The sequence below is a fragment of the Streptomyces sp. NPDC046303 genome (assembly GCF_055588085.1).
This window is the reverse complement of sequence record NZ_JBVJFA010000016.1, coordinates 144,972-170,217: the sequence shown is the minus strand read 5'-3', so window position 1 is coordinate 170,217 and position 25,246 is coordinate 144,972. Positions and strand designations below refer to the sequence as shown.

Annotated in this window: 25 protein-coding genes; 5 read left to right on the top strand and 20 right to left on the bottom strand. The window is 71.5% G+C overall.

Going from position 1 to position 25,246, the window contains the following annotated elements; all coding sequences use genetic code 11:
• Positions 1-14: 14 nt before the first annotated feature.
• From nusB to ACZ6I1_RS19115, 3 genes are read right to left on the bottom strand one after another with little or no spacing between them, the layout of a single operon-like run.
• Positions 15-443, bottom strand: coding sequence for a transcription antitermination factor NusB (gene nusB / locus ACZ6I1_RS19125; RefSeq protein ID WP_469288587.1), 429 nt, complete (start codon positions 441-443; stop codon positions 15-17).
• Positions 444-445: 2 nt separating this feature from the next.
• On the bottom strand, positions 446-1,012 hold the full coding sequence (efp, locus tag ACZ6I1_RS19120; protein ID WP_249765167.1) for an elongation factor P: 567 nt from the start codon (positions 1,010-1,012) through the stop codon (positions 446-448).
• 57 nt (positions 1,013-1,069) lie between these two features.
• On the bottom strand, positions 1,070-2,176 hold the full coding sequence (locus ACZ6I1_RS19115) for an aminopeptidase P family protein (protein WP_469288585.1): 1,107 nt from the start codon (positions 2,174-2,176) through the stop codon (positions 1,070-1,072).
• Between the two features lie 212 nt (positions 2,177-2,388).
• Here ACZ6I1_RS19115 and ACZ6I1_RS19110 point away from each other — a divergent pair, with 212 nt between their 5' ends.
• Positions 2,389-3,843, top strand: a complete 1,455-nt coding sequence (locus tag ACZ6I1_RS19110; protein ID WP_469288583.1) for an RNB domain-containing ribonuclease — start codon at positions 2,389-2,391, stop codon at positions 3,841-3,843.
• On the opposite strand, the gene ACZ6I1_RS19105 is transcribed toward ACZ6I1_RS19110, so the two are convergent.
• From ACZ6I1_RS19105 to ACZ6I1_RS19050, 12 genes are all read right to left on the bottom strand, one after another.
• Entirely contained in the window at positions 3,840-4,583 is a 744-nt protein-coding gene (locus ACZ6I1_RS19105) for an AAA family ATPase (protein WP_469288581.1), read from the bottom strand. The genes ACZ6I1_RS19110 and ACZ6I1_RS19105 overlap by 4 nt on opposite strands.
• 42 nt (positions 4,584-4,625) lie before the next feature.
• A complete protein-coding gene (gene aroQ, locus ACZ6I1_RS19100) occupies positions 4,626-5,072 on the bottom strand; it encodes a type II 3-dehydroquinate dehydratase (RefSeq protein ID WP_469288579.1) in 447 nt (148 codons plus the stop codon).
• The gene (gene aroB / locus ACZ6I1_RS19095; protein ID WP_469288577.1) at positions 5,069-6,160 is read right to left on the bottom strand and encodes a 3-dehydroquinate synthase; all 1,092 of its coding nucleotides are present in this window, start codon (positions 6,158-6,160) and stop codon (positions 5,069-5,071) included. The genes aroQ and aroB overlap by 4 nt, the downstream gene beginning before the upstream one ends.
• Complete coding sequence (locus tag ACZ6I1_RS19090; RefSeq protein ID WP_469288575.1) at positions 6,157-6,693, bottom strand: shikimate kinase; 537 nt, start codon at positions 6,691-6,693, stop codon at positions 6,157-6,159. The genes aroB and ACZ6I1_RS19090 overlap by 4 nt, the downstream gene beginning before the upstream one ends.
• Positions 6,690-7,874 carry a chorismate synthase gene (gene aroC, locus ACZ6I1_RS19085; protein WP_469288573.1) on the bottom strand — a complete coding sequence of 395 codons (1,185 nt, stop codon included), beginning with the start codon at positions 7,872-7,874 and terminating at the stop codon, positions 6,690-6,692. Before aroC ends, ACZ6I1_RS19090 begins: the two co-directional genes overlap by 4 nt.
• Before the next feature lie 140 nt (positions 7,875-8,014).
• Positions 8,015-8,236 (bottom strand): hypothetical protein, encoded by a 222-nt coding sequence (locus tag ACZ6I1_RS19080; RefSeq protein WP_469288571.1) that lies wholly within the window; start codon positions 8,234-8,236, stop codon positions 8,015-8,017.
• Between the two features lie 34 nt (positions 8,237-8,270).
• Positions 8,271-9,095, bottom strand: coding sequence for a shikimate dehydrogenase (locus ACZ6I1_RS19075; RefSeq protein WP_469288569.1), 825 nt, complete (start codon positions 9,093-9,095; stop codon positions 8,271-8,273).
• Positions 9,096-9,102: 7 nt separating this feature from the next.
• On the bottom strand, positions 9,103-10,845 hold the full coding sequence (mltG, locus tag ACZ6I1_RS19070) for an endolytic transglycosylase MltG (protein ID WP_469288567.1): 1,743 nt from the start codon (positions 10,843-10,845) through the stop codon (positions 9,103-9,105).
• A gap of 78 nt (positions 10,846-10,923) precedes the next feature.
• On the bottom strand, positions 10,924-11,394 hold the full coding sequence (gene ruvX / locus ACZ6I1_RS19065; RefSeq protein ID WP_030009552.1) for a Holliday junction resolvase RuvX: 471 nt from the start codon (positions 11,392-11,394) through the stop codon (positions 10,924-10,926).
• Between the two features lie 2 nt (positions 11,395-11,396).
• Entirely contained in the window at positions 11,397-14,066 is a 2,670-nt protein-coding gene (alaS, locus tag ACZ6I1_RS19060) for an alanine--tRNA ligase (protein ID WP_469288565.1), read from the bottom strand.
• Positions 14,066-14,419: a DUF6167 family protein gene (locus tag ACZ6I1_RS19055; protein ID WP_443297873.1), complete on the bottom strand. Its 354-nt coding sequence runs from the start codon at positions 14,417-14,419 to the stop codon at positions 14,066-14,068. The genes alaS and ACZ6I1_RS19055 overlap by 1 nt, the downstream gene beginning before the upstream one ends.
• 8 nt (positions 14,420-14,427) lie before the next feature.
• On the bottom strand, positions 14,428-14,856 hold the full coding sequence (locus tag ACZ6I1_RS19050) for a DUF948 domain-containing protein (protein WP_469288563.1): 429 nt from the start codon (positions 14,854-14,856) through the stop codon (positions 14,428-14,430).
• Positions 14,857-15,003: 147 nt separating this feature from the next.
• Here ACZ6I1_RS19050 and ACZ6I1_RS19045 point away from each other — a divergent pair, with 147 nt between their 5' ends.
• Complete coding sequence (locus ACZ6I1_RS19045) at positions 15,004-17,148, top strand: ATP-binding protein (protein ID WP_469288561.1); 2,145 nt, start codon at positions 15,004-15,006, stop codon at positions 17,146-17,148.
• 14 nt (positions 17,149-17,162) lie between these two features.
• Here the strand turns inward: ACZ6I1_RS19045 and rpsD are convergent, their stop codons facing one another.
• A complete protein-coding gene (rpsD, locus tag ACZ6I1_RS19040; protein ID WP_150520470.1) occupies positions 17,163-17,774 on the bottom strand; it encodes a 30S ribosomal protein S4 in 612 nt (203 codons plus the stop codon).
• A gap of 55 nt (positions 17,775-17,829) precedes the next feature.
• Here rpsD and ACZ6I1_RS19035 point away from each other — a divergent pair, with 55 nt between their 5' ends.
• Entirely contained in the window at positions 17,830-18,714 is an 885-nt protein-coding gene (locus tag ACZ6I1_RS19035) for a DUF2470 domain-containing protein (RefSeq protein ID WP_469288559.1), read from the top strand.
• 22 nt (positions 18,715-18,736) lie between these two features.
• On the opposite strand, the gene ACZ6I1_RS19030 is transcribed toward ACZ6I1_RS19035, so the two are convergent.
• The 4 genes from ACZ6I1_RS19030 to ACZ6I1_RS19015 all read right to left on the bottom strand — a co-directional run bounded on the left by ACZ6I1_RS19030 (position 18,737) and on the right by ACZ6I1_RS19015 (position 22,849).
• Positions 18,737-20,086 (bottom strand): replication-associated recombination protein A, encoded by a 1,350-nt coding sequence (locus tag ACZ6I1_RS19030; protein WP_469288557.1) that lies wholly within the window; start codon positions 20,084-20,086, stop codon positions 18,737-18,739.
• Positions 20,087-20,129: 43 nt separating this feature from the next.
• Entirely contained in the window at positions 20,130-20,747 is a 618-nt protein-coding gene (locus tag ACZ6I1_RS19025) for a vitamin K epoxide reductase family protein (RefSeq protein WP_469288555.1), read from the bottom strand.
• Between the two features lie 118 nt (positions 20,748-20,865).
• On the bottom strand, positions 20,866-22,125 hold the full coding sequence (gene hisS / locus ACZ6I1_RS19020) for a histidine--tRNA ligase (RefSeq protein ID WP_469288553.1): 1,260 nt from the start codon (positions 22,123-22,125) through the stop codon (positions 20,866-20,868).
• 10 nt (positions 22,126-22,135) lie between these two features.
• The gene (locus tag ACZ6I1_RS19015; protein WP_469288551.1) at positions 22,136-22,849 is read right to left on the bottom strand and encodes an MBL fold metallo-hydrolase; all 714 of its coding nucleotides are present in this window, start codon (positions 22,847-22,849) and stop codon (positions 22,136-22,138) included.
• Between the two features lie 153 nt (positions 22,850-23,002).
• On the opposite strand from ACZ6I1_RS19015, the gene ACZ6I1_RS19010 reads away from it, so the two are divergent.
• Both ACZ6I1_RS19010 and ACZ6I1_RS19005 read left to right on the top strand, forming a co-directional pair.
• Complete coding sequence (locus tag ACZ6I1_RS19010) at positions 23,003-23,785, top strand: peptidylprolyl isomerase (protein ID WP_469288549.1); 783 nt, start codon at positions 23,003-23,005, stop codon at positions 23,783-23,785.
• A 217-nt stretch (positions 23,786-24,002) separates the two neighbouring features.
• Positions 24,003-25,232, top strand: a complete 1,230-nt coding sequence (locus ACZ6I1_RS19005; protein WP_469288547.1) for a DUF349 domain-containing protein — start codon at positions 24,003-24,005, stop codon at positions 25,230-25,232.
• The last annotated feature ends 14 nt before the right edge of the window (positions 25,233-25,246 follow it).

The window sequence follows — 25,246 nt, the reverse complement described above, 5'->3', positions numbered from 1 at the left end:
CGAACAGCCGCCGGTCAAGCGCGGCGCAGGTTCGGCTTCAACTCCTTGAAGCGGGCCAGCAGCCCGTTCACGAACGACGGGGATTCGTCCGTCGAGAATTCCTTGGCCAGCTGGACGGCCTCGTCGATCGCCACGGCGTCCGGGGTGTCGTCCACCCAGATCAGCTCGTAGGCGCCGAGCCGCAGGATGTTGCGGTCCACGACCGGCATGCGGTCGAGGTCCCAGTCCACGGCGTAGGTGACGATCAGGTCGTCGATGCGGTTCACCTTGTCGGCGTACCCCTCGACGAGGTCCATCGTGAAGGCGCTGACCGGCGGCTGCCGGTCGTCCGACCGAGCGTGGCGGATCCAGTCCGCGAGGACCTCGCGCACGGGCACCCCGCGCTGGTCGGCCTCGAAAAGGATCTGGAAAGCGCGCTTGCGCGCGTTGCTCCGGGCAGCCACGGTTAGCTGCTCACCCGGCCGAGGTAGGCGCTGGTGCGGGTGTCGACCTTGACCTTCTCGCCGGTGGTGACGAAGAGCGGGACCTGGATCTCGTGGCCGGTCTCCAGGGTGGCGGGCTTGGTGCCACCGGTGGAGCGGTCGCCCTGGACGCCCGGGTCGGTCTGCTCGATCGTCAGCTCGACGGCGGCCGGGAGCTCGACGTAGAGCACCTCGCCCTCGTGCTGGGCGACGGAGGCGGTGAAGCCCTCGATCAGGAAGTTCGCGGCGTCGCCGACGGCCTTCTTGTCGACCATCAGCTGGTCGTAGGTGCTCATGTCCATGAAGACGAAGTACTCGCCGTCCATGTACGAGAACTGCATGTCACGCCGGTCGATCGTGGCGGTCTCGACCTTCGTGCCGGCGTTGAACGTCTTGTCGACGACCTTGCCGGAGAGCACGTGCTTGAGCTTGGTGCGCACGAAGGCCGGGCCCTTGCCGGGCTTGACGTGCTGGAACTCGACGACGGACCAGAGCTGGTCACCGTCGAGCTTGAGCACCATGCCGTTCTTGAGGTCGTTCGTGGAAGCCACGGTTGCGGAATCTCCTGCACTGGAAGACCACGGGTGCGCGCACAGCCCGGCGACGGGCTAGAGCGCGAGCAGCTCCTTGGTCGTAATGGTGAGTAGCTCGGGACCGCCGTCCGCCTCGGGGCGCACGACGAGCGTGTCATCGATCCGGACACCTCCCCGGCCCGGGAGGTGAACCCCCGGTTCGACGGTGACCGGCACGCAAGCGTCCAGTTTACCCATTGCCGTAGGTGCAAGCTGCGGGTCCTCGTCGATTTCGAGACCCACGCCGTGTCCGGTCGACGGAGCGAGGGCTTCCCCGTGGCCCGCGGAGTCCAGTACGGAGCGTGCGGCGTGGTCCACGTCCCGGTACGCGGCGCCCGGTACGAGGGCTTCGCGCCCGGCCCGCTGGGCGGCGAAGACCAGGTCGTACAGCTGGATCTGCCAGTCGGCGGGGGTGGTGCCGATGACGAAGGTGCGGCCGATCTCGCAGCGGTAGCCGCGGTAGGCGGCGCCGAGGCAGACAGTGAGGAAGTCGCCCTCCTCCACCCGCCGGTCGGAGGGCCGGTGCCGGGGACGGCCGGAATGCGGGCCGGTCCCGACGGAGGTCGGGAACGCGGGTCCGTCCGCCCCGTGGTCGACGAGCCGCCGCTCCAGCTCCAGGGCGAGGTGGCGTTCGGTGCGGCCGACGAGGATGGACTCCAGCAGCTCGCCGAGGGCCTGGTCGGCGATCTCGGCGGCGATCCGCAGGCAGGCGATCTCCTCCTCGTCCTTGACGAGGCGCTGCTGCTCCACGGCGTTACCGAGGTCGGAGAGGCGCAGTTTGGGCGCCACGGAGCGCAGGGCCCGGTGCCGGGCCACGGTGAGGTGGTGCTCCTCCACCGCCAGCGAGTCGGCGCGCACGGCCGCCGCCAGGTCGCCGGCCGCGACGGCCGGGTCCCCGCCGGGGCCCGCCAGGACGGACACCTTGAGGTGCTCGTCGAGGCGGCCCTCGTCCGGCTCGCCGGTGGGCGCGTTGGCGCAGAACAGCACGTCCTCGGTGGGCCCGACGAGGAGCACGGCGCCCAGCGGGGAGGCTCCGGAGAGATAGCGGACGTTCGCCGGACGCGTGATCAGCGCGGCGGCGTTCCCCGCGGCGGCGCAGCGGTCGCGGAGCGTGCCTCGGCGGGCGGCGTACACGTCTGACATGTCTTCGAGCGTACGAGCGGAGCGGCCGTCCGGCCCGGCGAGCGCGTCCAGACGTGCGCCGCCGCGGCCGCGGGCGCTGCCCTTGCGAACCCCGAACCCCCGGAAACCCGCTGGTACGGATGCTCCGGGAACGCGATCCCCGTCCGGACCGGCCTCCCCCGCCCGGCCCCGCTCATCGCGCCGGTCCGTGACCGCCGCCCTACGCTCGGGGCATGAGACGGCGCCCGATGCACATGTCCGACGAGGCCCTGGACCCCCTGCGCGCCGCGCTGGCGGAGCTTCGGACGGAGCTGAAGGTCCCCTCCGCCTTCCCCAAGCGCGTACTCAAAGCGGCCGACAAGGCCGCGGCCGGGCCGAACCTGCCCGCCAAGGACTCCACGAAGCTGCCGTTCTTCACGATCGACCCGCCGACCTCGAAGGACCTCGACCAGGCCATGCACCTCGAGCGGCGGCCCGGCGGCGGCTACCGCGTGCACTACGCGATCGCGGACGTGGCGGCCTTCGTCAAGTCCGGCAGCCCGCTGGACGTCGAGGCGCACGACCGGATCGAGACGCTGTACTTTCCCGACCTCAAGGTGCCCCTGCACCCACCCGTCCTCTCCGAGGACGCGGCCAGCCTGCTGCCGCACCAGGACCGCCCCGCCCTGGTGTGGCAGCACGACCTCGACGCCTACGGCAACCTGACCGACTCGACCGTGAGCCGGGCCATGGTCCGCAGCCACGGCCGGTTCAGCTACGCGGCCGCCCAGCAGGCCATCGAGAACGGCACGGCCGGGGAGTCCCTCGCCCTGCTGCGCGAGATCGGCAAGCTGCGCGAGGCCGTCGAGGTCGCGCGCGGCGGCATCTCGGTGAACCTGCCGGACCAGGAGGTCACCCTCACAGACGGATCGTTCCGGCTGAGCTACGTGGCGACGCTCCCGGTGGAGGGCTGGAACGAGCAGATCTCCCTCATGACCGGCATGTCCGCGGCCCAGATCATGCTCGACACCGGTACCGGGATCCTGCGGACCCAGAAGGAGCAGGCCGATCAGAACGTGGTCAGGCGCCTGCACGACATCGCGAAGGCTCTGGGAATCGTCTGGCGGCCCGGCATCTCGTACGCGACGCTGGTCCGCAAGCTCGATCCCGGCAAGCAGACCCACATGGCCTTCCTCAGCGAGGCCACCAGCACGATGCTCAAGGCGGAGTACACCGTCTTCCGCGACAACCAGAAGCCGGCGTACACGATGCACGCGGCGATCGCGGCCCCGTACGCCCATTGCACGGCTCCGCTGCGGCGCCTGGTCGACCGGTACACCGGTGAGCTGTGCGTGGCGGCGTGCGCGGACAAGGCCCCGCCGAACTGGGTGCTCGAGGCCTTGTACTGCATCCCGTGCGACACGGCACGGGCAAAGAGCGGCCTGGCGGACCGGCAGACCGTGGACCTGGCCGAGGCCGCGGTGCTCATGCACCGCGTGGGCGAGGTGTTCGACGCCACGGTCATCGACACCGACGCCGAGCGGGGCAGGCCGCGCGAGGGCAAGGTGTTCCTGGCCGACCCCGCCGTGCTGGCCAGGGTCGCGTCGGAGAACGGCCTGGAGCTCCAGCTCGGATCCCGCGTCAGGGCCACGCTCACACGGGCGGACCCCTCCGCGGACGGGGACAAGGTCCTCTTCAGCGTGCTCTAGGCCAGCGCACGCGCCAGGGCTTCGTCGAGGGCCCGTGCCGTGCCTTCGACGTCCAGGTGCGAGTTGTCGATGATCGGCAGGCCGGAGCCGTACCAGCCCGCCATCCTGCCGTGGATCCGCGCGACCTCCTCGTCGGAGAGCCGGCGGTTGCCGGAGCGGGCCGCGTTGCGCTCCAGGACGATCTCCAGGCCCGGCAGCAGCACGACCGGCAGCAGGGCGGGGCCCACGTGCCGCTTCCAGCCGCCCAGGCCGACCACCGGCCGGTCCGGGAAGACGGCGTCGTCGAGGATGCAGGAGATCCCGTTCGCCAGGTAGTTGCGGGCGGCGAAGCCGCAGGTGCGGCGGGCGAGGCGGTACTGGGCCTCGGAGTGCTCGTTCCAGCCCGCCTGCGGGTCGGCGAAGCCCGAGCAGACCCATTCGCGGACGTCGTCCAGGCTGACGTGGGCGGTGGGCACGGGCCGGGTGCTCGCCCAGTGCCGGGCCACGGTGGTCTTGCCCGCCCCGGCCGGGCCGATCAGCAGCACGGCCAGGACGGCCCCTCCGGTGCCCGGCACCGCGGGCGGCAGCGGGATGTGCCCGGTGGCCTCCGGCAGGGGCGGCAGGCCCGCCGGCGGCACGGGGTGCGGCGGCGGGGTCCCCGGCCAGCCCTGCGCAGGGGGTATCGGCGGTTGCGGCGGCGCTGCCGGGTGCTGTCCCGACTGCCCCCAGCCCGCGCCCCCGCTCCCCACTCCTTGCTGCATCCGGTGCAACTCCGTCTCGTTCCGGCGACTGATGCGAGAACGTTATATGACCCCGGAGACCTCGTCCGCCAGCGCCCGCAGCGCCAGCCTGTACGAGCCGATGCCGAAGCCCGCGACGGTGCCGGTCGCCACGGAGGCGATGACCGAGGTGTGGCGGAACTCCTCGCGCGCGTACGGGTTCGAGATGTGCACCTCGATCAGCGGCGCGGTGCGCTGCGCCGCCGCGTCCCGCATGGCGTACGAGTAGTGCGTGAAGGCGCCCGGGTTGATGACCACGGGAATCTTCCCGTCGGCCGCCTCGTGCAGCCAGCGCACGAGCTGCCCCTCGTCGTTGGTCTCGCGGACCTCGACGTCGAAGCCGAGCTCCTCGCCCAGCGTGCGGCAGCTCTCCACCAGGCCCGCGTACGAGGTGGCCCCGTACACGTCGGGCTCGCGCGAGCCGAGCCGGCCCAGGTTCGGGCCGTTCAGCACGAGCACGCGGCGGCTCACGCGGAGACCTCGCCGTAGGCGGCGATCAGGTGCGCCGGGTCGGGGCCCTCCAGCACGGTGGGCTTGCCCAGGCCGTCGAGGACGACGAAGCGCAGCAGGTTGCCGCGCGACTTCTTGTCGACCTGCATGGTCTGGAGCAGCTTGGGCCACTGGTCGCCGCGGTAGCTCAGCGGCAGGCCGACCGAGGCGAGCACCGAGCGGTGCCGGTCGGCCGTGGCGTCGTCGAGGCGGCCCGCGAGCCGGCCCAGTTCGGCCGCGAACACCATGCCCACGGAGACGGCGGCGCCGTGCCGCCACTTGTAGCGCTCGTTCTTCTCGATGGCGTGCGCGAGGGTGTGGCCGTAGTTGAGGAACTCGCGGAGACCGGTCTCCTTGAGGTCGCTGGAGACCACGTCGGCCTTGACCTGGATCGAGCGCACGATCAGCTCGGTGGTGTGCGGGCCGGTGGGCGTACGGGCCGCCTGCGGGTCGGCCTCGATCAGGTCGAGGATCACCGGGTCGGCGATGAATCCGGCCTTGATGACCTCGGCGAGGCCGCTGACGTAGTCGTTGACCGGCAGCGAGTCCAGCGCCGCCAGGTCGCACAGCACACCGGCCGGCGGGTGGAAGGAGCCGACGAGGTTCTTGCCCTCCGCGGTGTTGATGCCGGTCTTGCCGCCGACGGCCGCGTCGACCATCGCGAGGACGGTGGTCGGTACGGCGATCCAGCGCACCCCGCGCAGCCAGGTGGCCGCGACGAAGCCCGCGAGGTCGGTGGTGGATCCCCCGCCGACGCCGACGACGACGTCGGAGCGGGTGAAACCGGACTGGCCCAGCGCCTTCCAGCAGTACGCGGCCACCTCGGCGGTCTTGGCCTCCTCGGCGTTCGGCACCTGGATGGCGACCGCCTCGTAGCCCTGTTCGGCGAGGTCGTAGCGCAGTGCCTCACCGGTCGAGGCCAGGGCCTCGGGGTGGATCACGGCGACCCGCTGGGCCTTGTTGCCGATCATGCTGCCCAGTTCGCCGAGCAGCTGGTGCCCGACCAGCACCTCGTACGCGTCGTGGCCGGCGTCGGCGCCGACCTGGATCCGCGTCACCTGGTCCGTCATACGTCCTTCAACTCCAGAGCGTCGAGGACCGCCTGGGCGACCTCTTCGGGGGTGCGGTCGTCGGTGGCCACCACGACGCGCGCCACTTCGGTGTACAGGGGTCGGCGGGCGTCCATCAGCTCGCGCCACTGGCGGCGCGGGTTGACCGCCAGCAGCGGGCGGGCGGCGCCGAGGCCGGCGCGCCGGACGGCCGCCTCGATGTCCATCGACAGGTAGGCGACGGGCAGCCCGGCGAGCAGGGCGCGGGTGCCCGGGTCGAGGACGGCGCCGCCGCCGAGGGAGAGGACTCCGGTGTGCTCGGCGACGCCGGCGGCGACCGCCCGGCGTTCCAGCTCACGGAAGTACGGCTCGCCCTCGTCGACGAAGATGTCCGAGATCTCCCGGCCCTGGGCCGCGACGATGTCCGCGTCCGTGTCCCGGTAGGCGACGCCGAGCCGCTCGGCGATCAGTGCGCCCACCGTGGACTTGCCGGAGCCCGGGGGCCCGACGAGGACGACGACGGGCCCGCTCGGGGTGGCGGGTCCGCCCGTCACCGGATCTGCAGGTGGTCGAGGTACGAGCGGACGTTGCGGCGGGTCTCGGGCACCGAGTCGCCGCCGAACTTCTCGACGACGGCGTCGGCCAGCACGAGGGCGACCATGGCCTCGGCGACGATGCCGGCGGCCGGGACGGCGCACACGTCGGAGCGCTGGTGGTGGGCCACCGTGGCCTCACCGGTCGCCACGTCCACGGTCGCCAGCGCGCGCGGCACGGTCGCGATGGGCTTCATGGCGGCGCGCACGCGCAGCAGCTCACCGGTGGTCAGACCGCCCTCGGTGCCGCCGGAGCGGCCGGAGGTGCGCTTGAGGCCGTCGGGGGTGGAGACGATCTCGTCGTGGGCCTTGGAGCCGGGTACGCGCGCCAGCTCGAAGCCGTCGCCGACCTCGACGCCCTTGATGGCCTGGATGCCCATGAGCGCGGCGGCGAGACGGGCGTCGAGACGGCGGTCCCAGTGCACGTGCGAGCCGAGGCCGACAGGGACTCCGTACGCGAGGACCTCGACGACGCCGCCGAGGGTGTCGCCGTCCTTGTGGGCCTGGTCGATCTCCGCGACCATCGCCTTGCTCGCGTCGGCGTCGAGGCAGCGCACCGGGTCGGCGTCGAGCTTCTCCACGTCGGCCGGGGTCGGGTGGACGCCGTACGGGGCCTTGGCCGCGGCCAGCTCCACCACGTGCGAGACGATCTCGATGCCCGCGGCCTCCTTGATGAAGGAGCGGGCGATGGCGCCGAGGGCGACGCGGGCCGCGGTCTCCCGGGCGCTGGCGCGCTCCAGGATCGGCCGGGCCTCGTCGAAGCCGTACTTCTGCATGCCGGCGAGGTCGGCGTGACCGGGCCGGGGCCGGGTCAGCGGCGCGTTACGGCCGGTGTCCTTCAGCAGAGAGGGGTCGACCGGGTCGGCCGACATGACGGTCTCCCACTTGGGCCACTCGGTGTTCCCGATCATGACCGCGACGGGGGATCCCAGCGACAGCCCGTGCCGGACGCCGCCGAGGAAGGTGATCTCGTCCTGCTCGAACTTCATCCGGGCACCGCGGCCGTAGCCGAGCCGGCGCCGGGCCAGGTGGTCGGCCACCAGCTCGGTGGTGACCGGGACGCCGGCGGGAAGGCCCTCCAGCGTCGCCACCAGTGCCGGTCCGTGGGACTCCCCGGCGGTCAGCCAACGCAACCTGCTCAACGATGCTCCTCATGCTCGCGCCTGGTACAGCTCGGCGCGCCCTGGAGACACCTCCCCGCGGAAGCTGGAGGAGTGCGCGGCCCGGACCCGCCTCACCCGATCCTCCCACGTCCGGACGGCCATACCGGCCTCGAGTCCAGCTATCGGACGGCTTGTCCGTCAGTTGACCCCCGGCCGACGCCGCGGCGGCGTGTGCGGAGCCAGGTGACGGCCGTCCACAGGCCCAGGGAACCGACGAGTCCGAGGACGATCGCCTTCGCCCACAGCGGCAGGTCGCCGAAGGCCGTTCTGGCCGCGGCGAGGATCACGAAGGGGATGTCCCACTTCGATGCGAGTATCTGTTCCGTGCCGGTCTGGTCCATGCCGCCCCCATGATCAACTATGTGGGCGGAAAGTCTAACGGGCGGCCAGTGCCCGCTCTGCTGCGGCGCGTATGGCCGCGAGGGGCCCCCGGTCGCACCCCGTCATCTGCTCGACCTGGAGCACGGCCTGGTGGACGAGGAGGTCCAGGCCTCCGATGACCGTGCCGCTCCGCTGGGACCAGGCGGCCGCGAGGGCGGTGGGCCAGGGGTCGTAGAGGACGTCGAAGAGGGTGCCCGGGGCGTCGGGTACGGCAGCGGCCAGTTCGTCGGTGGCGCCGGCCGGGGTGGTCGCCACGACCAGCGGCGCGGCCAGCGCCGCGGCCGCCTCGGACCAGTCGGCCGTACGGACGGGGACGCCGAGCCGCTCGCCCCACTGCCGCATCTCGTCGGCGCGGGCCCGCGAGCGGACGTACGCGGTGACCTCGCCGGTGCAGATCCGCGAGAGGGCGGCCAGCGCCGAGGAGGCGGTGGCCCCCGCGCCGAGGATGGCGGCGGACGGCACCTTGTCGATGCCGCGCTCGTGGAGCGCGGCGACGATGCCGGGGATGTCGGTGTTGTCGCCGAGCCGGCGGCCGTCCTGCGTGAAGACGACCGTGTTGACCGCCTCGACCGAGGCGGCGGTGTCGCTGATGCCGTCGAGCAGCGGGATGACCGCCCGCTTCAGCGGCATCGTCAGGGACAGCCCGGCCCATTCGGGGCCGAGTCCGGCGATGAATCCCGGGAGCGCGGCCTCGTCGACTTCGAAGCGGTCGTACGACCAGTCGGCGAGGCCGAGCTCCTGGTAGGCGGCGCGGTGCAGCACCGGTGAGAGGGAGTGCTCGATGGGCGAACCCAGCACCGCGGCCCTTGTGCGTGACATGCCTTGCCTACCCGCCGTTCTTCTGCTTCTGCCGCTCGAGGAATTCCGCGACCAGCGTCTGGTGCTCCTCGTACGTCTGCGTGAAGGTCGTCGTGACGCCGTCGACCGACACGAAGAACATCCAGCCACCGTGGTCGGGGTTGAGCGTAGCGGTCAGGGCCTCGGCGCCGGGATTCCCGATCGGGCCGGGGGGCAGTCCCCTGACGAAGTGCGTGTTGTAGGCGTTGTCCAGCGACCTGGCCTCCTTCATGGAGAAGTTGAGGTCGCTCGTGCCCTTGATGTAGTTGAAGGTCGAATCGAATTCGAGCTTCTGGTTGGTGACGTCGTTGGTCTTCTTGAGGCGGTTGTAGACGACCTCGGACATCTTGCGGAAGTCTTCGTGGTTCTTGCCCTCGGCGTTGACGAGGCTGGCGACCGTGACCACCTGGAGCGGGTTCTCCAGGCCCAGTTCCTTGGCCTTGCCCTCGATGCCCAGTTCGGCGTACTTGTCCGTCGCGTTCTTGACCATCTGCTTGAGCAGGGACTCGGGGGTGCTGTCCTTGCTGACGTCGTAGCGCGCCGGGAACAGGAAGCCTTCGAGCGGGTCGATGAGCTTCGGGTTGTTGCCCGCCCAGGCCGGCAGGCCGAGGTTCTTGGCCTCGCGCTTGGCGATCTCCTCGGTGGTGCCGGCCGGCTTGCCGAGGCGTGCGTCGATGGCCTTGTAGACCTCGGAGTTCCGCTTGCCCTCGGGAACCGTGATCACGTTCAGCTTCGTGGGGTCGACCATGACGGCGACGGCGGCCGCGGCCGACATCTTCTTCTTCAGCGGGTAGACGCCCGCCTGGATCGACTTGCCCTTGGGGTTGACGCCGGCCGCGGTGGTGAAGGCCTCCACGCTCGCGACGATGCCGTGCTTCTTGAGGATGTTGCCCATCTTGGCCAGCGAGGAGCCCGGGGGGATCTCCACGTCGATCGTCTCGCCGACGCCCTCGCCCGCGTAGTCCTCGGCCGTGGCGAACCTGTCCTTGAGATAGGTGTAGCCGTAGTAGCCGCCACCGCCGAGCACCGCCACGATGACCAGGCTGGCGACCAGGCAGGCCGCGCCGCTGCGCTCCTTGGTCTTGCCGCCCTTGCCGCCCTTGGAGCGGCCGCCGCGCCGGCCGCCGCCGGACGGCTCGTCACCGTCGGGGCCGCCGTCGGCGAGGGACGCGTCGGAAGCCTCGTCCTCCTGCTCGGCCGGCTCGGGCTCCAGGTGGCGCCGGCCCGGGGGCTGCGGCGGCGGGTAGGCCTCGGGCGTGGAGTACAGGTCGGGGGCCTCGCCCGGATAGCCGGCGACGGCCTGCTGGGCGTACGGGTCGGCGCCCGCGTAGGGGTCCGCCGGAGCGGGCACCGCGTACTGCCCCTGGCCGGTGTCCCAGCCCTGGGAGTCGTACTGCGGCTGCTGCGGCTGCGGCGGCGCCTGCGGGACGTAGGCCTGCTGCTGGGCGTACTGCTGGTACTGCGCCTGCTGCTGGTACTGCCCCTGGTGCCCCTGCTGCTGCGGGTGGTGCCCCTGCTGCGGGTACTGCTGCTCGTACTGCGGCTGCTGCGCGTACTGCTGCTGCTCGGGGTACTGCTGCTGGTACTGCTGTTCCTGCGGGTACCCCTGCTGCGGATCGGCGTACGGCGCCTGGCCCTGCTGGGTCTGGTGCCCGGTCCACCCCTGGTCCCCGTACAGGGGATCCTCGGGGTGCCACGGTTCGGGGCCACGGCCCCGGCCATACTCAGTCATCGGTCCCCTAGAGCCGCGAGACGAAGGCGACGGCTGTTCGAATGCCGTCTCATCGCGCGGAACGTTACCGTATCGCGATCAGACAACCACTTCGACGCACTCGCCGGGCGGATTACCTGATACCCGTTCGGTCTCAAGAGCGTTCTGAAGGATCACCACGGCGGCTGCCTGGTCGATGACCGATCTGCCCTTCTTCGCGTTCTTCCCGGAGGCCCGCAGCCCCTGGGCGGCGGTGACCGTGGTCATCCGCTCGTCCACCAGACGGACCGTCACCGGCTTGATGCCCTTGGCCAGTTCGTTCGCGAAGGCGCGCACTTTGACCGCGGCCGGCCCCTCCCGCCCGCTGAGCGAGCGGGGCAGGCCGACCACGACCTCGAGGGGCTCGTACTCCTCGACGAGCTGCCGCAGCCGCCGGTGGGCGAAGGGGATGTCCCGGCCCGGAACGGTTTCCACCGGGGTGGCGAGGACCCCGTCGGGGTCGCACGAGGCGACCCCGATCCGGGCGTCCCCCACGTCGATGGCCAGCCGGCGGCCGCGGCGCAGCGTCATCGTCAGGCCGTCTCTACGACGAGGCGCTCGACGGCGCTGATGGCCTCCGGGATGGCTCCCGGGTTCTGGCCGCCGCCCTGGGCGACGTCCGGCTTGCCGCCACCGCCGCCGCCGAGGGTCTTGGCGGCCGTACGGACCAGGTCGCCGGCCTTGAGACCACGCTCGCGGGCGGCCTCGTTGGTGGCGATGACGGTCAGCGGGCGGTCGTTCGCCGTGGTGAACAGGGCCACGACGGCCGGCCGGCCGCCCTGGATGCGGCCGCGGACGTCGAGGACCAGCTTGCGCAGGTCGTCGGCGCCGGTGCCGTCCGGCACCGTGCCCACGACGAGGGCGACACCGCGGATGTCCTGGGCGTTCTCGGCGAGTCCGGCGGCGGCCTGGAGGACCTTCTCCGCGCGGAACTTCTCGATCTCCTTCTCGGCGTCCTTCAGCTTGCCGAGCATGGAGGCGATCTTCTCCGGCAGCTCCTCCGGGCGGCCCTTGACCAGCTCCTGGAGCTGGGCGACGACCGTGTGCTCCTTGGCGAGGAAGTTGTACGCGTCCACGCCGACGAGGGCCTCGACACGGCGCACGCCGGAGCCGATGGAGGACTCGCCGAGCAGCTTGACCAGGCCCAGCTGGGCGGTGTTGCCGACGTGCGTGCCGCCGCACAGCTCCTTGGAGAAGTCGCCGATGGTGACGACGCGCACGCGCTCGCCGTACTTCTCGCCGAACTCGGCGATGGCGCCCTGCTTCTTCGCCTCGTCGATGCTCATGATCTCGGCGGTGACGTCGAGCTCGCGCGAGAGCACGTCGTTGATCTTCTGCTCCACGTCGGTGAGGACCGGGCCGGGTACGGCGTTCGGGGAGCCGAAGTCGAAGCGGAAGCGGCCCGGCGAGTTCTCGGAACCGGCCTGGGCGGCCGTCGGTCCGAGGGCGTCGCGCAGCGCCTGGTGCGTCAGGTGCGTGGCCGAGTGGGCGCGGGCGATGGCCCGGCGGCGGTGGACGTCGATGGCGGCGTACGCGGAGGCGCCCACCGTCACCTCGCCGACCTGGACGGAGCCCTTGTGCACGGACACGCCGGGGACGGGCTGCTGTACGTCGCGGACGACGATGACGGCGCCCGAGTCGAGCTTGATGCGGCCCTGGTCGGCGAGCTGGCCGCCGCCCTCGGCGTAGAAGGGGGTGCGGTCGAGGACGACCTCGACCTCGTCGCCCTCGGAGGCGGCGGGCGCGGAGACGCCGTTGACCAGGAGGCCGACGATGGTGGACTCGCCCTGGTTGGTGGCGTAGCCGGTGAACTCGGTGGCGCCGGCGCGGTCGGCGATCTCGCGGTACGAGGAGACGTCGGCGTGGCCGGTCTTCTTGGCCTTGGCGTCGGCCTTGGCCCGGTCCCGCTGCTCCTGCATGAGCCGGCGGAAGCCGGACTCGTCCACGGAGAGCCCCTGCTCGGCGGCCATCTCCAGGGTGAGGTCGATCGGGAAGCCCCAGGTGTCGTGGAGCAGGAACGCCTTGTCCCCGGACAGGACCGTGCCGCCGGCGGCCTTGGTCTCGGTCACGGCGGTGTCGAGGATGTTCGTACCGCCCTTGAGCGCCTTGAGGAAGGCGGCCTCTTCGGCGAGCGCGACGGTCTCGATGCGCTTGCGGTCGGTGAGGAGCTCCGGGTACTGCTGCCCCATGGTGTCGATGACGACGTCGACGAGGTCCTGGACGACCGGACCGGTGGCACCCATCAGGCGCATGTTGCGGATGGCGCGGCGCATGATGCGGCGCAGCACGTAGCCGCGGCCCTCGTTGCCGGGGGTGACGCCGTCGCCGATGAGCATGACGGAGGTGCGGATGTGGTCGGCGACCACGCGCATGGACACGTCGGTGTCCTTCGCGGCGCCGTACCGGACACCGGTGAGCTCGGTGGCCTTGTCCATGACCACGCGCAGGGTGTCGGTCTCGTACATGTTCTGCACGCCCTGCAGGATCATGGCGAGACGCTCGAGGCCCAGACCGGTGTCGATGTTCTTCGACGGCAGGTCGCCGAGGATCGGGAAGTCTTCCTTCCCGTCGCCCGCGCCGCGCTCGTACTGCATGAAGACCAGGTTCCAGATCTCCACGTAGCGCTCGTCGTTGACGGCCGGGCCGCCCTCGACGCCGAACTCCGGGCCGCGGTCGTAGTTGATCTCCGAGCACGGGCCGCAGGGGCCGGGGACGCCCATGGACCAGAAGTTGTCCTTCTTGCCCAGGCGCTGGATGCGCTCGGCGGGGACGCCGATCACGTCGCGCCAGATCGTCTCGGCCTCGTCGTCGTCGAGGTAGACGGTGATCCAGAGCTTCTCGGGCTCGAGGCCGTAGCCGCCGTCCGCCACGGAGCTGGTGAGCAGCTCCCAGGCGTACTTGATGGCGCCTTCCTTGAAGTAGTCGCCGAAGGAGAAGTTGCCGCACATCTGGAAGAACGTGCCGTGGCGGGTGGTCTTGCCGACCTCTTCGATGTCCGGCGTACGGACGCACTTCTGCACGCTGGTGGCGCGGGGGGCCGGGGGCTTGGTCTCGCCGAGGAAGTACGGCTTGAAGGGGACCATGCCCGCGTTGACCAGCAGCAGAGTCGGGTCGTCCGCGATGAGCGACGCCGAAGGGACAACGGCGTGACCGCGCTCCTCGAAGAAGCTCAGCCAGCGGCGGCGGATTTCAGCCGACTCCATCAGTGGTCCTCATTCCGGTTGTACGTAACCGCCGGGCGGTTCGTTCGGTGGGTGGTCTTGTCGTGCTCGATGGCCCGCAGCCGCCGCGGCCCGGGGAGGGCGGTGACGTTGTCGGGCCGGTCGGGGTCGCTGTTCAGCCCCAGTGCATCGTTCAGCTCGTCCTCGCGCTGCGTCATTCCCGCCTTGACGTCGAGGGCGAAGTCCTTGAGGCGGTGGCCCGCCTCCACGGCCTTGTCGGCGGCCTGGGCGGCAAGGCTCTCCGGCGTCAGCTTCTTGAGCTGGCGGTTGACCTTGGTCGTGGCCCACACACCGGCGGCGGCGCCTGCGGTGAACCAGAAGGCTCGGCGGAACATCGGCGGTCTCAGCCCTTCTGCTTCCGGCGGCGGGCCGCCGGCACGGTACGGCCGACGATCACGGTTCGCCTGGTGGTCTTCGCGGGCGCCTCGTCCGTCCGGCCCAGGGCCCGGCGGACGCCGTACCCGAAGGCCGCGACCTTGACCAGCGGTCCCCCGAAGGTGGAGGCCACGGTGGAGGACAGCGCGGAGGCGTTGGAGGTGACCTCCTGGACGTCGCTCGCGATGGCGTCGACCCGGTCCAGCTGGGTGCGCGCGGAGCGGACGGTCGTGGAGGCGTCCGCCAGCAGCGGGACGGCCTGCTCGGTCACGTCCGCCACCAGCTTGGTGGTCGCCTTGAGCACCTGCGCCAGCCTCGCCAGCGCCACGGCGAGGAAGGAGACCAGGATGGCCCAGAAGACGGCCACGAGGATCCCGGCCACCTCTCCACCGGACACGTTGCACCGCTCCCTGCGCCTAGTAAATCTACGGAGAAAAGTCTCCCCCGACCCTATCGCGCCGGGGATCCGCCGCCGTACCTGATTTCGTGGCCCGGCGGGCTCGTCTTGTACGCAGCGCGTTCGGACCAGTACCCTCCGTGTCCCATGCGCCACAGACCGCTTCCCCGCACCGCGTACGGCAATCTTCCCTCGGAGCTCAGCGCCTTCGTCGGGCGGGGCGCCGAAGTGGCCGAGGTGGGGCGGCTCCTGGAGGCCTCGCGGCTGGTGACGGTGACCGGGACGGGCGGGGTGGGCAAGTCCCGGCTGGTGCTGGCCGCCGCCCGCGCCGAGGCGGAGGCGTCGCAGGAACGCTCCTGCGAGGGGGTCTGGCTGGTCGAGCTGGCGACCGTACGGGATCCGGCACTGCTGGAGCTGACCGTCTCGGAGGCCCTCGGGCTGACCGATCACACCACCCGGCCGCCCCGGGCCGTCCTGGCGGAGCACCTGGCCGGGCGGCGGCTGCTGCTGGTCCTGGACGGGTTCGAGCAGCTCGTCGACGAGGCGGCCGGGCTGGTGCGTGAGCTGCTGCGCGGCTGCCCCGGCCTGCGGGTCCTCGCGGCGGGCCGGCGGCCGCTGGACCTGGAGGGGGAGCTGGTCCTCCCGCTGGCCCCGCCGGCTCCGGAGGAGGCACTGGCCCTCCTGGCGGCCCGGGCGCGCGCCGCCGACCCGGCCTTCGCGGTGACCGAGGCGAACCGTGCCGAGCTGACCGAGCTGTGCGCCCGCCTCGACGGGGTTCCGCTCGCCCTCGAGCTGGCGGCGGGCCGGCTGCGGGCGCTGTCCCCCGCCCAGGTGCTCGCCCGCCTCGACGACCGCTTCACCCTGCTGACGGGAGGCTCGCGCGGGGCGCTCCCCCGGCACCGGGCGCTGCGTACGGCGATCGGCTGGAGCCACGAGCTGTGCACGGCCGCGGAGCGGCTGCTGTGGGCGCGGCTGTCGGTCTTCGCCGGGCCGTTCGACCTCGATGCCGCCGAGTACGTGTGCGCGGGTCCGGACCTGCCGGTGGAGAGCGTGCTGGACCTGGTCGGGGAGCTCCTGGCCCAGTCCCTGCTGCTCCGGGAGGAGACGGCGGCCGGGGTGCGCTACCGGATGCTGGAGTCCGTGCGGATGTACGGGGCGGGCTGGCTGGAGTCGCTGGGTGACGCGGACCGGCTGCGGCGGCGGCACCGGGACTGGTACGTGGGCCTGGCGACCTGGTGCGAGCTGGACTGGTTCAGCCCGCGGCAGGCCGAGGTGGCGGCGCTGGTGGAGACGGAGCTGCCGAACCTGCGCCTGGCCCTGGAGTGCTCCCTGGACGACCCGGACGAGGTGCACCTGGGCCGGCACCTGGCGGGAACGCTGTGGTTCTACTGGGCCGGCTGCGGCCGGCTCACGGAGGGCCGGCACTGGCTGGAGCGGGCCCTGGAGGACGCGGACGAGCCGGCGGCGTACGAGAGCTCGCGGCTGAAGGCGCTGTGGGTGCTGGGGTACGTCGCGGCCCTGCAGGGCGATGCGGTGGCCTCCATGAGCGCGCTGTACGAGTGCCGGGACGCGGCCGCGCGCAGCGGAAACGCCCTCGCCGCGGCGTACGCGGTGCACCGGCTGGGCTGTCTGGCGCTGGTCTCGGACGACATGGCGCGGGCCGGAGAGCTGCTGGGCCAGGCGCTGGAGCGGTACCGGGACGCCGGGGAGCTGAACAGCAACGTGCTGATGTGCCAGGTGGAGCTGGCGATGGCGCTCGCCTTCCAGGGGGAGACGGCCGGGGCGCTGGCGCTGTGCCGGGAAGTGCGGGAGATCTGCGAGGAGCGCGGGGAGCGCTGGACGAAGGCGTACGCCCTGTACGTCCTCGCGTACGCGGCGCTGGACGCGGGGGCGGCGGACGAGGCGCGGCAGCTGCTGACCGAGTGCGTGCAGATCAACCACGCCTTCCACGACCTGGTGGGGCTGGTGCTGGCCCTGGAGCTGCTCGCGCTGGTCGCGGTCGCGGAGGGCGATCCGGCGGAGGCGGCGGTGCTCCAGGGCGCCGCGGAGCCGATGTGGGGCGGGGTGGGCCTGCAATTGTTCGGTTCGGGGTACTTCAACGCGCCGCGGCTGATGTGCCAGGAGCGGGCGGGCGAGCTGCTGGGCGCCGAGCGCTATGCGGCGTACGCGGCGGAGGGGCGGGCGCTGAGCCGGGAGGCCGTGGTCGTGCGGGCGCAGCGGGGGCCGGGCGGCCCGGAGGACGGAAAAACCCGCCGCCCCCGAGGGGGACGGCGGGTTTCCACCAGCCTGTGAGGCCTAGGCCTGCATCAGCGGGCGTAGTACTCGACGACGAGCTGCTCGTCGCAGATGACCGGGATTTCCTTGCGGTTCGGGTCGCGGTCCAGGCGGAAGGCCAGGGCCTTCAGGTTGACCTGCAGGTAGCGCGGGGTCTCGCCCTCGCCTGCGTAGCCACCCTCACGGGCAACCTGGAACGGAACCTTCTCGCGGCTGCGCTCGCGCACGGTGACGACGTCGTCCGGGCGGACACGGAACGACGGCTTGTCGACCTTGCCACCGTTGACCTCGATGTGGCCGTGAACGACCATCTGGCGGGCCTGGTAGATGGTGCGGGCGATGCCCGAACGCAGAACCAGGGCGTCGAGGCGACGCTCGAGCTCGACGACAAGCGCCTCGCCCGTCTTGCCTTCGGCCTTCTTGGCGCGGTCGTACGCGCGGGCCATCTGACGCTCAGAGATGTCGTACTGAGCGCGCAGACGCTGCTTCTCGAGCAGACGAACCTTGTAGTCCGAGTTCTGCTTGCGGCCACGGCCGTGCTCGCCCGGCGGGTAGGGGCGGGCCTCGAAGTACTTGACGGCCTTCGGGGTCAGCGCAATGCCGAGGGCACGCGACTTCTTGACCTTGGGTCGCTTCTGGTTCACGTGGAACCTACCTCCATGTAAGTTAGGTGAGGCTTACCTTAGCGAGGAGGACGTAATGTCTCGACCACATGGGATCCCCCTGCCCAGTGCGCACCGGAGTTCAGATTCCAACGAAACGAAATCTGCTTTCGGCGACGATAGGCAAGGTCAGCCGCGTCCCAGGGAAGGCGTTCGGCAGCTCACCGGAGCCGAACGCGTACGAACCCTCGTAGAGTCCAACGCCTCAGTATCCCTCACGCTGCCGGGTGCTCGTGACAGTCACGGGCCCGACGAGTTCGGGGCAGGGATGCCGGCCGCGCGGACCGTCACCCCGGACGGGGACGTGATTCTCCTTGTTTCCGCGGAGTCCGCGGCTGCCAGGGCAGCCGCTCACGCCCAGGACGACGACCTCACCGCCGTGATCGAGATCACGGACGTGGCGCCGGTGTCCGTGCCCCATCGTATCCGAGGCCGCGCGTGGCTGGCCGGCTGGCTGACGACGGTACGCGGGACCGACCGCGCGGCCTGCGCGGCGCTGCTCGCGGAGCGGCAGCCGGTGGGCGAGCTGCTGGGGATGGCCGGCCGCCCCGCGTACGTACTGCTCCGCCTGGAGGTCGGCGAGATCTCGGTGGACGACCTGTGGGGCGCCGAGCACGTCGACCCGGAGGACCTGGCCGCCGCGCAGCCGGACCCGATGGCCGGGCACGAGGCGGAGCTCCTGCAGCACCTGGCCTCCTCGCACTCCGACCGGGTCGGGGAACTGTGCGGCCTGCTGGGCGCCCGGGAGGCGGACGGCATGACCGCCACCCCGCTCGCCCTGGACCGCCTCGGCCTGCGCGTGCGCTTCTCGGGCGGCGCCACCGGCTCCTTCGACGCCCGCTTCGACTTCCCCGAACCGGTCACGGACATCTGCGGCCTGCGCCGCGCGATGCGCACCCTCTTCGCAGCGGCGGGCCACTGAGACCGGCCGCCGGGCCGTGGGGTCAGGGTTCGCGGAGGCGTTCGCGGACCTTTTCCACCACGTCCGCGTACCGGGCTTCGGCCCCGTACCGCGTCGGCTCGTAGTACCGCTTGCCGTGCACCGCGTCCGGCGCGTACTGCTGGGCCGCGATGCCGCCCGGCACGTCGTGCGGGTACACGTACCCCACCGCGTGCCCGAGCTTCGCCGCGCCCTTGTAGTGCCCGTCCCTCAGGTGCGCCGGCACGGAGCCGGCCAGCCCGGCCCGTACGTCGGCCAGCGCCGCGCCGATCGCGGTCGTGGCGGTGTTCGACTTCGGGGCCAGCGCCAGCGCGATGGTGGCGTGCGAGAGGGTCAGCGCGGCCTCCGGGAAGCCGATCATCGCCACCGCCTGGGCGGCGGCCACCGCGAGCGGCAGGGCCGTCGGGTCCGCCAGGCCGATGTCCTCGCTCGCCGAGATCATCAGGCGTCGCGCGATGAACCGCGGGTCCTCGCCCGCGTCGATCATCCGGGCCAGGTAGTGCAGCGCCGCGTCCACGTCCGAGCCCCGGATCGACTTGATCAGCGCGCTCGCCACGTCGTAGTGCTGGTCGCCGTCCCGGTCGTAGCGGACGGCGGCGCGGTCGACCGCCTCCTCCACGGTCTGGAGGCTGATCTCCCCCTCGCCCTTGGCGAGGGCCGCCCCGGCGCCGGCCTCCAGCGCCGTGAGCGCCCGCCGGGCGTCGCCGCCGGCGATCCGCAGCAGGTGCGCCTCCGCGTCCGCGGGCAGGGTGACCGCTCCGCCCAGGCCCCGCTCCTCCGTCAGCGCCCGCCGCATCAGCGCGCTCAGGTCCTCGTCCGTCAGCGGTTCCAGCGTCAGCAGCAGGGAGCGCGACAGCAGCGGGGAGATGACCGAGAAGTACGGGTTCTCGGTGGTGGCCGCGATCAGCGTCACCCAGCGGTTCTCGACGGCCGGGAGCAGGGAGTCCTGCTGCGCCTTGCTGAAGCGGTGGATCTCGTCCAGGAAGAGGACGGTGTCCTTGCCGTAGCCGCCGGCGGCGCGTTTGGCGCCCTCGATGACCGCCCGTACCTCTTTGACGCCCGCCGTGATGGCGGACAGTTCCACGAACCGCTTCTGCGTGGCCTGGCTGACCACATACGCCAGGGTCGTCTTCCCGGTGCCCGGCGGGCCCCAGAGGATCACCGAGGAGGCACCGGCCGGGCCGCCGGCCCCGTCCCCGACCAGCCGCCGCAGCGGTGATCCGGGCTTCAGCAGGTGCTGCTGGCCGACGACCTCGTCCAGGGTGCGCGGGCGCATCCGGACGGCGAGCGGGGAGGTCGAGGGGTCCTTCTCCCGGCGGTCTTCGGCGGCAGCGGTGAACAGGTCTGGTTCCACACAGGAAGCCTATGCGAGGCCACCGACAGTCGCGGCGGGCCCGTCAGGAGGTCCAGAAGTCCCACCAGCGCGTCAGGATCAGCATCCCGACGATCCCGATGTGCAGCACCGGGAGCACCCACGTGAACTCGTCGAGGAAGCCCTTCAGCCAGCCCGGCGCGGGCAGCAGGCCCTGGCGCACGTTGTGCGAGGTGACGTACCAGAACATCAGGATCGTGGCGACCCAGGCCAGGCAGCACCACAGGCAGAGCGAGTTGATGTTGTACAGCGACTGGTAGGTCAGCCAGGCGCAGAACACGACGCCGAAGAGGGTGCCCGCGTTCAGCGTCAGCCAGTACCAGCGGCGGAACCGGGCCCCGGCGAGCAGGCTCATGCCGACGCAGATGACGATGCCGTACGAGACCAGCCCGAGCATCGGGTTCGGGAAGCCGAAGACGGAGGCCTGGTCGCTCGTCATGATGTTGCCGCAGGAGACGATCGGGTTCAGGCTGCAGCCCGGGACGAAGTTCGGGTCCTCGAGCAGCTTGAACTTGTCGATCGTGATCACCCAGGCGGCGAGGAGGCCCGCGGCCCCCGTGATCACCAGCAGCAGGGCCAGCGCCCGGCTGCCCCCGACGGTGGTGTCCGGGGCGGTCTCCGTGTCCGTACTGCGTGTCGTCATACCGCCCGCTCCACATCCGCAAGGTCAACAAGCACGGGCCATTGTGCCGTACGCCGCTGTGAACGGACGGGGCCGGGGAATCGTCCCCGGCCCCGTCGTTCTTCAGGTGTGCCCGCCGTCAGGCGAGGCGCGCCCTGACCGTCTCGACGAGCTCGGCGACCGGCACGGCGGCCTGGTCGCCGGACTCCATGTCCTTCAGCTGCACGACGCCGTCGGCGAGGTCGCGGTCGCCCGCGACGACCGCGAAGCGCGCGCCGCTGCGGTTCGCGTCCTTCATCGCGCCCTTGAGGCCCTTGCCGCCGTAGGACATGTCCGCCGCGATACCGGCCTTGCGCAGCTGGGTGACCAGCGCGAACAGGGCCGGCTTGGCCTCGCCGAGCGCCACGGCGAACACCGTGGTCGACGCCGGGATGTCCAGGTCGACGCCCTCGGCCTCGAGCGCCAGCACCGTACGGTCGACGCCCAGGGCCCAGCCCACGGACGGCAGCGCGGGGCCGCCGATCATCTCGGACAGGCCGTCGTAGCGGCCGCCGCCGCCCACCGCGGACTGCGAGCCCAGGCCGTCGTGGACGAACTCGAACGTGGTGCGCGTGTAGTAGTCGAGGCCGCGCACCAGCTTCTCGTCGTCCTCGAAGGCGACCCCGGCCGCCGTGATCAGCGCCCGGACCTCCTCGTGGTACGCCTTGCACGCGTCGCACAGGTAGTCGCGCAGCACCGGCGCGCCGACCAGCTGCTTCTGTACGTCGGCCCGCTTGTCGTCGAGCACCCGCAGCGGGTTGATCTCGGCCCGGCGGACGGTCTCCTCGTCGAGGTCGAGACCGCTCAGGAAGCTCTGGAGCGCCTCCCGGTACACCGGGCGGCACTCCTTGTCGCCCAGCGAGTTCAGCAGGATCCGGAAGTTGCGCAGGCCCAGCGAGCGGTACGCCTGGTCGGCCAGGATGATCAGCTCGGCGTCCAGGGCCGGGTCCTCGGCGCCGATGGCCTCGGCACCGACCTGCGAGAAGTGGCGGTAGCGGCCCTTCTGCGGCTTCTCGTAGCGGTAGTAGGAGCCCGAGTACCAGAGCTTGACCGGCAGGTTGCCCTTCTTGTGCAGGCTCGCCTCCAGCGCCGCGCGCAGGACCGAGGCCGTGCCTTCGGGGCGCAGGGCGAGCTGGTCGCCGCCCTTGGTCTCGAAGGCGTACATCTCCTTGGAGACGATGTCGGTGGACTCGCCCACGCCGCGGGCGAAGAGGCCGACGTCCTCGAAGCCGGGGGTCTCGATGTAGCCGTACCCGGAGTTGCGCAGGGGGGCGGAGAGGGCCTCGCGCACGGCCAGGTACTTCACGGAAACCGGGGGGATCAGGTCGTACGTGCCCTTGGGGGCCTGAAAAGTAGCCACGAAACTCTCGTCACATTCCTCGTCGTGGAGCGGCTGTCGGGTCCGCTGCCAGGCCGGCCGCGACCTCCCGCAAGTACGGGTTGGTCGCGCGCTCGCGGCCGATGGTGGTCTGGGGACCGTGGCCGGACAGCACCACGGTCGAGTCGTCGAGCGGCAGGCACACGCGGCCCAGCGACTCGAGCATCTCGGCGTGGGAGCCGCCGGGCAGGTCGGTGCGTCCGATGGAGCCGGCGAAGAGCAGGTCACCGGAGAAGAACACGGACGGGACGTCCGGGGCCTCCGGCATCCGGAAGGTCACCGACCCCTTGGTATGCCCCGGCGCGTGCGCCACGGAGAAGTCCATTCCGGCCAGCTTCAGGGCGGCGCCGTCGGTCAGCTCGCGGACGTCGTCCGGCTCGCCCACGGTGAGCTCGCCCATGAGCGGCATCCCGATGGAGCGGCCGAGGGCCTTCTCCGGGTCGCTCATCATGTAGCGGTCCTCGGGGTGGATCCAGGCCGGTACGTCGTGTGCTCCGCACACCGGAACGACCGAGGCCACATGATCGATGTGGCCATGGGTCAGCACGACCGCGACGGGCTTGAGCCGATGCTTCTTCAGCGTCTCCTCGACACCCTGGACGGCCTGGTGGCCCGGGTCGATGATGACGCACTCCTCACCCGCGGCGGGGGCGACCAGGTAGCAGTTGGTCCCCCAGGCCCCGGCGGGGAACCCGGCAATCAGCACGTTCGTCCTCAATCGTCGTCCGGCGGGAGGCTGCAGATCGGAATGCTGCTGCTCAGAGCCTACCGGCGCCCCTCATCACACAGCGAACCCATATACGGTACGGCCTAACCCAGCCCGGACAGTGGTACCAGAGACGCACAAGGAGACGACCCGGTGGTCACGAGCGATCAGCGGCGGCGACAGCTCGCCAGGGAGAAGTACGAGCGCCAGCAGAAGCGCCGGGCCGAGGCCCGGCAGAAGGCGCGCCGACGGGCGGCCGTGATCGGCGCGGCGGTGGCCGTGGTGGTCGCGACGCTGGTCGGCCTCATCGTGGGCGGTGTCTTCGACAAGGACACGAAGGACCAGGCGGCGGACCCGGCCGCCAGCCCGTCGGCGTCGCCCTCGCCGAAGCAGTCCCCGTCGCCCCCGATGGCCATCGACCAGAAGGCCACGTACACCTTCGGCCTGAAGACGAGCGCGGGCGACATCAACTTCACGATGGACGCGGCGAAGACCCCGCAGACCGTGAACTCGTTCAAGTCGCTCGCCGACAAGGGCTACTTCGACAACACCAAGTGCCACCGGCTGACGTCGAGCGGGATCTTCGTGCTCCAGTGCGGCGACCCGGAGGGCACCGGCATGGGCGGCCCCGGCTACAACATCCCGGACGAGAACCTCGACGCCCTGGGCAAGGCGAACGAACAGGGCCAGGTCGTCTACCCGGCGGGCACCGTCGCGATGGCCAACACGGGCCGGCCCGGCTCGGGCGGCAGCCAGTTCTTCCTGGTCTACAAGGACAGCCCGCTGGCGCCCTCGTACACGCCGTTCGGCAAGATCGACGCGGCGGGCATGAAGGTCCTGGAGGAGATCGCCAAGGCCGGTACGGCCGACGGCGGCCAGGACGGTGCCCCGAAGACCGAAGTGAAGATCGAGAAGGGCACCGTCACCCAGAACTGACCGGAAGCCGCTGCCACGGGCCTGGCGGCCCGCATCCCGCCCCCAGGGCCCGTCTTCCGGGACGAGCCGGGCCGATATTCCGTCGTGCGGGATGCGGACAGCCGGCCCGGCGGTCGCCTATGTTGGCGTTGTGCAGGGCGGGCGCGGCCCGCCCCAGGAAACTGTGGACGATGCCCAGGGGGTGAACCCCTCGCAGGCATCAGGTGGAGGAGGCGCTGTGATCAGCGACCCGTGGGGCCGAGTCGACGAGACGGGCACCGTGTACGTGCGTACTGCCGATGGCGAGAAGGTCGTCGGTTCGTGGCAGGCGGGCACCCCTGAGGAGGCCCTGGCCTATTTCGAACGCAAGTACGAGGGCCTGGTGGTGGAGATCGGCCTCCTCGAAAAGCGGGTGCGGACCACCGATCTGTCCGCCAAGGACGCGCAGACGGCGATCGACCACCTGCGCACCCAGGTCGACGAGCACCACGCCGTGGGAGACCTCGACGCGTTGCGCGTGCGGCTGGACAAGCTGGTCGAGACCGTGGAGTCGCGGCGCGAGGAGCGCAAGGCCCAGAAGGCCAAGCAGACGGACGAGGCCCGTGCGGCCAAGGACGCGCTGGTGGTCGAGGCCGAGGAGCTGGCGCAGAGCGACCAGTGGCGCAGCGCGGGCGAGCGGCTGCGCGCCCTGGTGGACATCTGGAAGGGTCTGCCGCGCCTGGACCGCAAGTCGGACGACGAGCTGTGGCACCGCTTCTCGCACGCCCGCTCCGCGTTCTCCAAGCGCCGCAAGGCGCACTTCGCCTCGCTGGACGCGCAGCGCGAGGATGCCCGCAAGGTCAAGGAGAAGCTGGTCGCCGAGGCCGAGGCGCTGTCGAAGTCGACCGACTGGGGTCCGACGGCCGCCCGCTACCGCGAGCTGATGGCGGACTGGAAGGCGGCGGGCCGGGCGCAGCGCGAGGCCGAGGACGACCTGTGGAACCGTTTCCGCGGTGCGCAGGACGTGTTCTTCGCGGCGCGCAGCGAGGTCTTCGCGGAGCGCGACGCCGAGCAGACCGAGAACCTGAAGCTGAAGGAGGAGCTGGCCGACGAGGCCGAGAAGCTCGTCCCGATCACCGACCTGAAGGCGGCCCGTGCCGCGTTCCGCTCCCTCAACGAGCGCTGGGAGGCCATCGGCCACGTGCCGCGGGACGCCCGGCCGAAGGTCGAGGGCCGGATGCACTCCGTGGAGCGGGCCCTGCAGGAGGCCGAGGAGGGCGAGTGGCGCCGTACGAACCCGGAGGCGCGGGCGCGCGCGGCCGGTCTGACGGGCCAGCTGCAGGCGGCCGTCGACAAGCTGCGTGAGCAGATCGACGCGGCGCGCGCCGCGGGCAACAACGCGAAGGCCGACAAGCTCTCGCGCGAGCTGGAGGGCCGCCAGGCCCTGCTGGACCAGGCCCTGAAGGGCCTGGAGGAGTTCGGCGGCTGACGCCCCGGCACTCT

Coding starts and splice junctions, on each gene's coding strand:
- ACZ6I1_RS19115 (WP_469288585.1), bottom strand. CDS start 2,176: ATGTCAGACGTGTACGCCGCCCGCCGAGGCACGCTCCGCGACCGCTGC.
- ACZ6I1_RS19110 (WP_469288583.1), top strand. CDS start 2,389: ATGAGACGGCGCCCGATGCACATGTCCGACGAGGCCCTGGACCCCCTG.
- ACZ6I1_RS19105 (WP_469288581.1), bottom strand. CDS start 4,583: ATGCAGCAAGGAGTGGGGAGCGGGGGCGCGGGCTGGGGGCAGTCGGGA.
- aroB (WP_469288577.1), bottom strand. CDS start 6,160: ATGACGGACCAGGTGACGCGGATCCAGGTCGGCGCCGACGCCGGCCAC.
- ACZ6I1_RS19080 (WP_469288571.1), bottom strand. CDS start 8,236: ATGGACCAGACCGGCACGGAACAGATACTCGCATCGAAGTGGGACATC.
- ACZ6I1_RS19075 (WP_469288569.1), bottom strand. CDS start 9,095: ATGTCACGCACAAGGGCCGCGGTGCTGGGTTCGCCCATCGAGCACTCC.
- mltG (WP_469288567.1), bottom strand. CDS start 10,845: ATGACTGAGTATGGCCGGGGCCGTGGCCCCGAACCGTGGCACCCCGAG.
- ruvX (WP_030009552.1), bottom strand. CDS start 11,394: ATGACGCTGCGCCGCGGCCGCCGGCTGGCCATCGACGTGGGGGACGCC.
- alaS (WP_469288565.1), bottom strand. CDS start 14,066: ATGGAGTCGGCTGAAATCCGCCGCCGCTGGCTGAGCTTCTTCGAGGAG.
- ACZ6I1_RS19055 (WP_443297873.1), bottom strand. CDS start 14,419: ATGTTCCGCCGAGCCTTCTGGTTCACCGCAGGCGCCGCCGCCGGTGTG.
- ACZ6I1_RS19045 (WP_469288561.1), top strand. CDS start 15,004: ATGCGCCACAGACCGCTTCCCCGCACCGCGTACGGCAATCTTCCCTCG.
- ACZ6I1_RS19035 (WP_469288559.1), top strand. CDS start 17,830: ATGTCTCGACCACATGGGATCCCCCTGCCCAGTGCGCACCGGAGTTCA.
- ACZ6I1_RS19025 (WP_469288555.1), bottom strand. CDS start 20,747: ATGACGACACGCAGTACGGACACGGAGACCGCCCCGGACACCACCGTC.